Source organism: Alicyclobacillus mali NBRC 102425 (assembly GCF_001570745.1).
In the GTDB taxonomy this organism is placed as follows: Bacteria; Bacillota; Bacilli; order Alicyclobacillales; family Alicyclobacillaceae; genus Alicyclobacillus; species Alicyclobacillus mali.
Window position 1 is genome coordinate 94,763 of the sequence record NZ_BCSG01000011.1, and the last position, 8,544, is coordinate 103,306.

Annotated in this window: 11 protein-coding genes; 3 read left to right on the forward strand and 8 right to left on the reverse strand. The window is 61.9% G+C overall.

Features of this window, described 5'->3' with window-relative positions; all coding sequences use genetic code 11:
* Positions 1-50 precede the first annotated feature (50 nt).
* The 3 genes from hisC to cax all read right to left on the reverse strand — a co-directional run bounded on the left by hisC (position 51) and on the right by cax (position 2,978).
* Complete coding sequence (hisC, locus tag AMA01_RS05225; protein WP_067848424.1) at positions 51-1,151, reverse strand: histidinol-phosphate transaminase; 1,101 nt, start codon at positions 1,149-1,151, stop codon at positions 51-53.
* Between the two features lie 63 nt (positions 1,152-1,214).
* Positions 1,215-1,916 carry a DUF502 domain-containing protein gene (locus AMA01_RS05230; RefSeq protein WP_041707473.1) on the reverse strand — a complete coding sequence of 234 codons (702 nt, stop codon included), beginning with the start codon at positions 1,914-1,916 and terminating at the stop codon, positions 1,215-1,217.
* A 6-nt stretch (positions 1,917-1,922) separates the two neighbouring features.
* Positions 1,923-2,978, reverse strand: coding sequence for a calcium/proton exchanger (gene cax, locus AMA01_RS05235; RefSeq protein ID WP_067848371.1), 1,056 nt, complete (start codon positions 2,976-2,978; stop codon positions 1,923-1,925).
* A gap of 146 nt (positions 2,979-3,124) precedes the next feature.
* Between cax and AMA01_RS05240 the strand changes: the two genes are divergently transcribed.
* The gene (locus tag AMA01_RS05240; RefSeq protein ID WP_012811169.1) at positions 3,125-3,490 is read left to right on the forward strand and encodes a hypothetical protein; all 366 of its coding nucleotides are present in this window, start codon (positions 3,125-3,127) and stop codon (positions 3,488-3,490) included.
* A 7-nt stretch (positions 3,491-3,497) separates the two neighbouring features.
* Here the strand turns inward: AMA01_RS05240 and AMA01_RS05245 are convergent, their stop codons facing one another.
* Complete coding sequence (locus AMA01_RS05245; RefSeq protein WP_012811170.1) at positions 3,498-3,707, reverse strand: hypothetical protein; 210 nt, start codon at positions 3,705-3,707, stop codon at positions 3,498-3,500.
* On the reverse strand, positions 3,704-4,585 hold the full coding sequence (locus tag AMA01_RS05250) for a DUF72 domain-containing protein (RefSeq protein WP_067848375.1): 882 nt from the start codon (positions 4,583-4,585) through the stop codon (positions 3,704-3,706). The genes AMA01_RS05245 and AMA01_RS05250 overlap by 4 nt, the downstream gene beginning before the upstream one ends.
* A 102-nt stretch (positions 4,586-4,687) precedes the next feature.
* Here AMA01_RS05250 and AMA01_RS05255 point away from each other — a divergent pair, with 102 nt between their 5' ends.
* Entirely contained in the window at positions 4,688-4,873 is a 186-nt protein-coding gene (locus tag AMA01_RS05255; RefSeq protein WP_041695814.1) for a hypothetical protein, read from the forward strand.
* Between the two features lie 75 nt (positions 4,874-4,948).
* A complete protein-coding gene (locus AMA01_RS05260) occupies positions 4,949-5,983 on the forward strand; it encodes an LCP family protein (protein WP_067848377.1) in 1,035 nt (344 codons plus the stop codon).
* 7 nt (positions 5,984-5,990) lie between these two features.
* On the opposite strand, the gene AMA01_RS05265 is transcribed toward AMA01_RS05260, so the two are convergent.
* From AMA01_RS05265 to AMA01_RS05275, 3 genes are read right to left on the reverse strand one after another with little or no spacing between them, the layout of a single operon-like run.
* Positions 5,991-7,145, reverse strand: coding sequence for a glycosyltransferase (locus AMA01_RS05265; RefSeq protein WP_012811173.1), 1,155 nt, complete (start codon positions 7,143-7,145; stop codon positions 5,991-5,993).
* Between the two features lie 25 nt (positions 7,146-7,170).
* The gene (locus AMA01_RS05270) at positions 7,171-8,052 is read right to left on the reverse strand and encodes an NAD(P)-dependent oxidoreductase (RefSeq protein ID WP_067848380.1); all 882 of its coding nucleotides are present in this window, start codon (positions 8,050-8,052) and stop codon (positions 7,171-7,173) included.
* The gene (locus tag AMA01_RS05275; protein WP_067848383.1) at positions 8,049-8,531 is read right to left on the reverse strand and encodes a MarR family winged helix-turn-helix transcriptional regulator; all 483 of its coding nucleotides are present in this window, start codon (positions 8,529-8,531) and stop codon (positions 8,049-8,051) included. The genes AMA01_RS05270 and AMA01_RS05275 overlap by 4 nt, the downstream gene beginning before the upstream one ends.
* Positions 8,532-8,544: the final 13 nt, after the last annotated feature.

Genomic DNA, 8,544 nt, shown 5'->3' on the forward strand with positions numbered 1-8,544 from the left:
ATGGCAACTTCCGGCGTTGCCCCGGCCGCGCGATGGCGCCATGTTGCGCCTCAATGCGTTTGACCGACCACCTCGAGCAGCGCGGCGATGCACATTTCGTTTTCTTCAGGCGTTCCAAAGGTGATACGGACGTACGATTCAAGCCCGCGGAATCCCGTTCTCACCAGGATGGCCCGCCGCATCAGCGCCTCAAACACCGCCGCGCCGTCGCCGACCTCCACCAGGCAAAAGTTTGCCTCGCTCGGCATCACGCGGATCCCATGTTCGGCCAGCCGCCCGTATTGAAACCTCGCCTGGGACGCGAGCGCCTGCGACCGCCGAACATGCTCGACATCCTCAAGCGCCGCGATGGCGCCAATTTGGGCCACCCGGTTCACGTTGAAAGGCTCCCGCACGCGGTGAATGAACTGAATGACGTCCGCGTTCGCCACCAGATACCCCACGCGCAATCCGGCCAGCCCATACAGCTTCGAAAATGTGAACAGAAAGCCCACGTTCCCGCGTTGAAGCTCCTCCGGACGAAGCTGCAGGCGCTCCTCATCCAAGGCGTAGTTGTCGTACGCCATGTCGACCACGACGAACACGTCGTCCGGAATTCGCGCCATGAGCGCCTCGAACTCACTACGTTTCAACACGGTCCCGGTCGGATTGTTGGGTGTGCACAGGTACACGATCTTCGTCCGAGGCGTGACGGCCTCTGCCATGGCATCCACGTCGTATGTAAAATCCAGCTTCAGCGGCACGGGGCGAACGCGCGCGTCCATCACCTGTGCGCCGAATCCGTACTGGGAGAACGACGGATGCGGCACGACGATCTCGTCCCCCGGCTCGAGAAACGTTTCGGAGACGAGCTTGATGACGTCATCGGAGCCGTTGCCAACGAGCACTTGATCCGGCGAAATCCCGTGATGACGAGCGATGGCCTCGCGAACGAGATCACTCGCGCCATCGGGATATAAGTGAAGCCGCGGCAGTTCCTTGCGAATGGCCTCGATGGCGAGCGGAGAAGGGCCTAGTGCGTTTTCATTCGAATTGAGCTTGATGATGCGCCGGTTCCCCAGTTCTCGGCGCAGCGTTTCGTCGCTCAGGCCCGGCTTGTAGGGCTCGATGGCGGCCAGGTTTCCCCTCACCCTGGTTGTGACGTCGGACATCCTGCGCACCTCCCACGTGTCATGCTCTTCATTGTACAGGATATCGGCCTGCGCCGTCACCGCTCACGCTCCAAAGGGCGGCGGAGGGGGCTTCGGCCCCTCTGAAGTCTCAGGGCCTTCCCCACCCACTGGCGCTTGCGCACTCGGCTGCCTTCCCTTTCCCTCGGGTTCCAGCCCTCGAGTCTCGCCGAGTCCCGCGGACAATGCGAACCGCCAGGCGGACTCCACGCTGAGGTCGACCGGCTTGACGCGATCGCGCGGGACAAGGACCGTCACGCCCGCGAACTGAAACGCGTTGGGGAGATACACGGCCACCATCCGCCCCTGTGGATCGAGCGCTTCGGGAAGCGTTTCGGACGTGATAAAGCCGAGCACCTGCGCGCGTTCGTCAGGCCACATCACGAGCACAGGGGTTTGGAACGCCGTTCGCCGCCGGAACAAGTTCTCGATGAGTTCCTTGACCGTGGTGTAGACGGTGCGCACGACGGGGATATGGGTAAAGAGGCGATCCGCCCATTGCAGCACAATCCGGCTGACGTATGCGCGCGACAACAGGCCGATGACGAACAGCGCCGCGAGGACGATCAAAAAACCAAGACCCGGGATGTGAAGATAGACCCACGGGATGTACCAACTGACGAGTCCATCGACCTGGTTGACGACGAATACCACCACCCAGATGGCCAGCGCAAACGGCAGGATGGTCGCGAGGCCGATACCCAGGTACTGGGCCAGTTTTCGAAGGATCTCCTTCACCCAATTCATCTCCTGTCACCCCGGCAAGCTGTAGAAGCCAGCCGCCAGCACCACGTAGGCGCCAAAGGCCATGGCGCCTTCCAGCCAATTGGACTCCCCATCCATGACGAGAACGACCACCAGCAAGACGGCGGCCATCATGCTGACCACCTCGGGCCAGGTGAACGCGAACGTGAACGGAACGCCCATCAAAGCGCCGATGAAAAACAGAACCGGCGCGATGAACATGGCGACTTGAAGCGTGCTTCCCACGGCAATCTCGAGCGACAGATCCATGCGGTTTTTCCAAGCCATCCAAACCGCCGAAGCGTGCTCGGCGGCATTCCCGATAATGGCGACAACCACCACGCCGATGAACACTTCGCTCCAACCGAGATGTGCCGCGATGGAACGCACCGACCCGACCAACCAGTCGCTCTCCAGGCTGACGAGAACGGTCGAGGCCGCGAGCAGCACCACATGGACGAGAACCGGCCTGCTCGGCGCGGAAGCGTCGTCCTCTTCATGCTGAATCGCTTGAAACAGTTCGCGATGGGTGAACAGGCTGAAGTAGAGTCCCAGTAGATAGACCACGAGGGAGACGGCGGCTGCCCCGTACGACAGGACCGGGGATACGTGGGCGGCGCCGTAGGCGAATGCGGTGGGCACCACAAACGCAACGCCAATCCCCAGCATCAACATGGAGCCGTGACTGCGCGCCACACGGACATTGAACTTCTGAATCGGATGGCGCAATCCCCCTACGAAGAACGAAAGGCCCAAGACAAACAGCAGATTGCTGATGATGGAGCCCGTGATGGACGACTTGACCAAAGGAATGAGCCCGTCCTTCAGGGAAAACACGCCGATGATAAGCTCGACGGCGTTGCCGAACGTCGCGGATAAGAGGCCTCCCAATCGCTCACCGGACCTCGCCGCGATGGCCTCCGTCGCCCGCCCCATGATGGCCGCGAGCGGGATGACTGCCGCTGACGACACAAAGAACTGCATCACAGGGCTTTGCAACCAAAGATGAACGCCGATGCTCCATGCGGTCAGAACCACCGCAGCGATCGAGATCAGGACATTCAATCGCGTCTCTCCTCCTGGTGATACCGTCTGCGCCATTCCTCAAAAATCTATCAAAACCATACCAAATGTCCACGCTCCCTCGCACGGGTCTCACCGGGTTCCACGTGACAAGTGTGCTACAATGAGGCGAGAAAGGGGACCGCGCGATGTATGCATTTCCCAAGGTCAAACGGCTGCGAGGGGAACTCAAGCGAAGCGAAGTCCGCAACCAGGTGAAGTATCAGCTGACGACGCGCGAATTCGTCCAACAGCGAGGCCGAACGACGTATCGAATCGCGCTCGAACACATTCTCGGCATGGTGGAATGCTCGGACGCCGAATACTTGCGCCACGCAAAGCCGCTGTTTGGAAGCACCCCCGACCCGTTCGGAAAACCCTACAAAATTGTCACCGTTTTGATGCACCTCGTCACGGAGGTGGGCGTGATCGAGCAACAAGGCGTGTCGTTCTACACGCGCCTTTCCCCTGGGTTTGCGGCGCACATGGAGAGCCTTCTCGCCGAAAGCGGCTGAGGCCGAGTCAGCGGTCTTTTGGGCCCCGGCGCCTCTTCCGGCTCGACCAAAAGGTCCTCAGATACCGAACACCTAGAATGGCGGCACAAGCCGCCACCACGCCGTATCCCACCCACCGGATGCCCGAGGCGCCGGTCCAACGCGCCAAGAAGCCCGAAAACTCGTACGCGGCGATGGCGACGCCGGCAAACATCCAGTTCGGATACCGTTCGTTCATGACAGGCCTCCATCGTTCTCGTCGCTCCACAGGCGGATCTGGTCTCCGCGCTCGAGAAGAGGTCTTGGGCGCCTCGCGAGATGGAGAAGATCCAGCCAATCGAATGCGTTCCATACAGCATCGTTGTTCGAGTTGTTGTTCATCAGAATGTGAACCTCTCGAACCTGCCCGGCGAGAGCGCGCACATCTGGAACGAGCTCGCGGAGCTCGTCCTGGGTGTATCGATAATGGAATCGCTCCTTGGACGAACCGAGACCCTTTTGATTCCACGTCTCGCGATTCCGGCCGTGCATGCGGAAAATGGCGAGATCGGGCGCGGTCGCGCGGGGAATGTACGGGACCGACGTCCGCCCCGCGTCGGGTTCATCACAGATCACGTGAACGGCGCCGAGCGCCTGAAGCCATTCGAGCGTCCGACCGGTACGTTCGTCGGTAGCGTACCAACTGCGCTCGCGAAATTCCACCGCCACTCGGTGGGGATGCAGGAAATCCACCATGCGTTCGACCGTCACGCGATGCTGGCGCGTCGCGTCAAACCACGGGGGGAACTGCAGCAAGATGACACCCAGTTGTCCCCGCTCCACGACAGGTTGTAGGCCCGCCAAAAACGCCTTGCCCACGGCTCGGCGCTCCTCTGGAGACATCGTGCGGACGTGAAACGTCAGCGCGCCCGGCGCCTTGACGTGAAACATGAAGGAAGGGCTCACCTGCTCGAGCCATCGCTCCCACACGCGGGCCTCCGCGATGCGGTAAAAGGTGCTGTCGATCTCGACGAGATCGAAATACGAGGCGTAGTAGGCAAGCCGGAACTCCCGGGGCCAGGTACGAGGGTAGAAGTCGTCGTGATCGTGAAAAGCGCACGTTCCGACGCGTATCATGCCGGACCTCCCCGCGGTGCGGGCTTTGACCCCGTTCTTCGCAGATCGATATAATGGTGGACGTGAACGCGATATCTAGGTCTTGGATGGGAGATGAACGACATGGCGAGCGCTCAACACGCCATCCGCTGTCCGCACTGCGATCATACCTGGTTCCGGGAAGAACGCCAAGTCGAGCTTGACTCCAGCGTCGTGATCAAGCCTGGCATGCCCGTCGAAGGTCGCGTCGTGCGCGAGCAATACGTCTACATTTGCGCGAACTGCAATCAGGTCTTATATCACGAATGACGCGTTTCACAGGTCCATCCCGGTATAAAGATCCCCATCTCCTCACACGATAACGAGGAGATGGGAGGGATCGCCTTGAAGCGACACGGTCGGCGTTTGGCGTGGGTGGCCGTGGCTGCCGCGGCGTTCGGAGCCTGGCACGCCTGGCCTCGGCCGGAAAGGCCGCATGCGCACGCGCATGGCTCGCACTCGGTCGCGCCGTCTTCCGCCAGTTGGACCGCCACGGACCCAGGCACCACGCGGCTTGGGGGGCGCGAGACGATTCTCGTCTTGGGCAGCGACAAGCGCCCGGAAGACCCGCGCGGGAATGCCGACGTGCTCCTCGTCGCGAGCCTCGATGACAGCCATCGCCGCATTGAACTCCTCTCCATCCCGCGCGACACCCAGGTGGCTTTCCCGGACGGCCGCTATCACAAGATCAATGAAGCCCTGGCGAGCGGCGGGCCAGAAGAGACCTGCATGCTGGTGGAGCGCTTGATTGGTCTCCCCATCGACCATTACGCCATCATTCGATTCGATGCGCTCGTGCACATGGTGAATCGCATCGGCGGCCTCGACATCGATGTGCCGCGCAACATGGATTACCGCACGGGCGACAAGGTGTACGGCGTCATTCACTTGCGGAAAGGCCGGCATCACCTGAGCGGCGAACAGGCGCTCCAGTTTGTCCGCTACCGCCACGACGCGCTCGGCGACATTGGGCGCACCGAGCGACAGCAGGCGTTTCTCGTGGCGCTGAAGGATCAGCTCCTTCGCCCTCAAACGCTGCCCCGGCTGCCCGAAGTGGCATTCGACGCGTGGAAGATGATCGACACCGACATGTCCCTCGGCGACATTTCGCGGCTGGCGGCGCGCGCGCCGCAGTACAAGACGTACCGGACCGTGCACACCACCCTGCCGGGCTCCTTTCACGATCCCGACCCGTCCATCCCGGGAGACTTGAGCTACTGGGTGGTCAATCCGATTGAAGCCCGGTACGTCGCCAAGCGGTTTTTCGCGGATGGCGAAGTGCCGCCGCGGATCATTCAGGATCCTCGGGAGACGCGCACCTGGCTTCCGCCAGAGGCACGCGCGGCTCAAAGGCCCGCCGACCGTTCGACATCGGGCTGACGTTTGGTCACGCGCCTGTTTTCGCCCGCATCAGCGAATCCCGCACCGACTCCCGTGTGACCACAATCGCATCCCCACGCGCTTCGCGCTCGATGTTTCGCCAAGTCACGCGGCTGTTCATCCAATACGACCACGCTGTGGACACCAGGATGCCGATGGCCTGTCCAGCGGGAACGGGCACGCCAAAGCCCTCGCATCCTCGCATCACGAGCGTCGTGATGGCGATCCCGACGACCGAAATGCCGACGAACACGGGCAGCTTCCATCCCCACCCTCGTCCGGAGGACTCGGATTTCCACGTGACGCGATCGTTCCAAAAATAGTTGTTCAACATGGCCACGAAAGAAGCGGCGACGGAAGCCACGGTGTCCCGCAGGTGGAACCCGTACCACAGGAGGCTCAGGACCGCCTCGTTCACCACCACGCCCGACAGGCCGATGAGGCAGAACAGAAAGAACCGCCGATCCGGCGGGCTCTGGCTCACCAGGCGCACGAGGTGGCGAAAGTAGTTCCACTGCTCCTTGAGGCTCATCTTCGATTCGCCGAAGTCGCGGGCCACGAACTCGTACGCGATCTCATGCACGCTGCGATAGCGGCCTTTCACCAGCACCTCGATCAAGATCTTCCATCCAATGGGGTTCAGTTCGACGCCTTCAATCACTTCGCGCCGCAGGCCAAAGAAACCGCTCGTGCAATCCGAGATCTTGCGCAGGCGATGGAGCGCGAGTTGCCCAATGACCCTCGCGGTCCACGAGATGAGCTTTCGCAGCGGGCCCAACCCGCCGTCCGAGCCCCCTTCCACGAAACGGCTTGGGATGACCACGTCGATCCCGGACTCCAAACGCTCGTAGATGGCCGGCAACAGCTCCGGCGGATGCTGCAGGTCAGCGTCCATCACGACAAGGTACCTGCCCTGCGCCTTTTCGAATCCACGCACGACCGCGCTCGCGAGGCCACGCTCGTGATCGCGGTGGAACACGTGAACGGCGGGATCCCGGGCCTCCAGATCTCGAAGCACTGCGACCGTATCGTCGCTGCTGTCATCGACAAACCAGATCTCGTAGGAAATCCCCAGAGGGGCTAAAGCTTGATGGATGCGCTCCACCAGGGGATGGATGTTGTCTCGCTCGTTGTAAGTCGGGATCACCACACTGACGTCCACGCACAAAGCCTCCTTGCGTCAAGGCCTACCGATCCGAGGCTTGGCCCTGTCCATCATCGCGGAACCACGCACAGAGCGCGGCCATGTCGAGATCGGCGAACGGTCCCGCGGATGCGCGGCGCAGCAGATCCCGGGCGAGTCCGGCGATGGGCGTGCGAGCCCGCCAACGCTCGCTGGCCTCCGTGAACAGACGCATGTCCTTGGCCAGATGTTTCACTGGAAATTGGGGCGTGAAGTCGCCCGACTCAATCATCCCGCGCTTTCCGCCGTACACCGCGGGCCACACCGAACTCGTGGCCAGCACGTCCAACGCGGTTCGAACGTCGAACCCCGCCCGTTCCGCGAAGGCGAGCGCTTCCCCCAGGGACAGCATGGACATGGCGAGCAAGTAGTTCACCATGAGCTTCATGGCGGAACCGTTGCCGACGTTGCCCAGTCGATGGATGACGTGTGCCATGGTGCGGAGATACGGCAGAGCCGCCTCCACGTTCGCCTCCGTTCCCGCCACCAAAGCCACGAGCTTCCCCTCTTCGGCCGGCTTGGTGGTCCCGAGGACAGGGGACTCCACGTACCCCAGTCCACGTCGTTCCACGCGTTCGGCAAAGCGAATCGATTCTTCAACCCCGACCGTGCTCATATTGACCACGACGGTCCCCGGCTCCATCCCATCGATGGCGCCCGACTCGAACAGCGCCGCTTCCACCGCCGCCGCATCGGCGAGCATGAGAAAGGTCAACCGGCATCCCTGCGCGGCTTCTCGCGGGTCCGAAGTCAGCCGCACGTTGGATGGCAAATCCCGAATCGCTTTCGGCGAACGGTTGTACGCGACCACGTCCTCGCCCAACGCGGCGACTCGCTTGACCATGCGCTCGCCCATCAGCCCAAGGCCCATCCAGCCAACGGTCATGGTTCACCCTCCTGTCTGGCACGCGGACTTGCTCCACATGGGTGTTCATCCATGATGGCGACCAATCGCTCGAGAAGCTCGAGAAACTTCCTCGCGTCCTGTTCCCCCAGCTTGTCCAGGAGTTGCGCAATCTTGACGGCGCGATTTCTCGTCAGCTCCCGGAGATGGGAACGGCCGCGATCCGTCAGAATCACATACACGACGCGCCGATCCTCGCTCGAACGCACGCGCTCGACGTAACCCAATCGGACCAGTTCGTCACACACCTGGGTGATGGCGCCGGGGCTCAGACCTGCGATGCGGGCCAGGTCAGACGATTTGGCCTGCGGCACGAGGCTCAGGTGCCGGAGCACAAACACCTGCGTGTGCGTCAAACCGAATTTGTCCTCGGTGAAGTGCGAGCGCATCCCGCGAAAGAACCGCTCCATGATCGTGTCGAGCCGCTGTGCGATATCCAGGCGATCCCCGTTCACCCACATTCACTCCACCTGA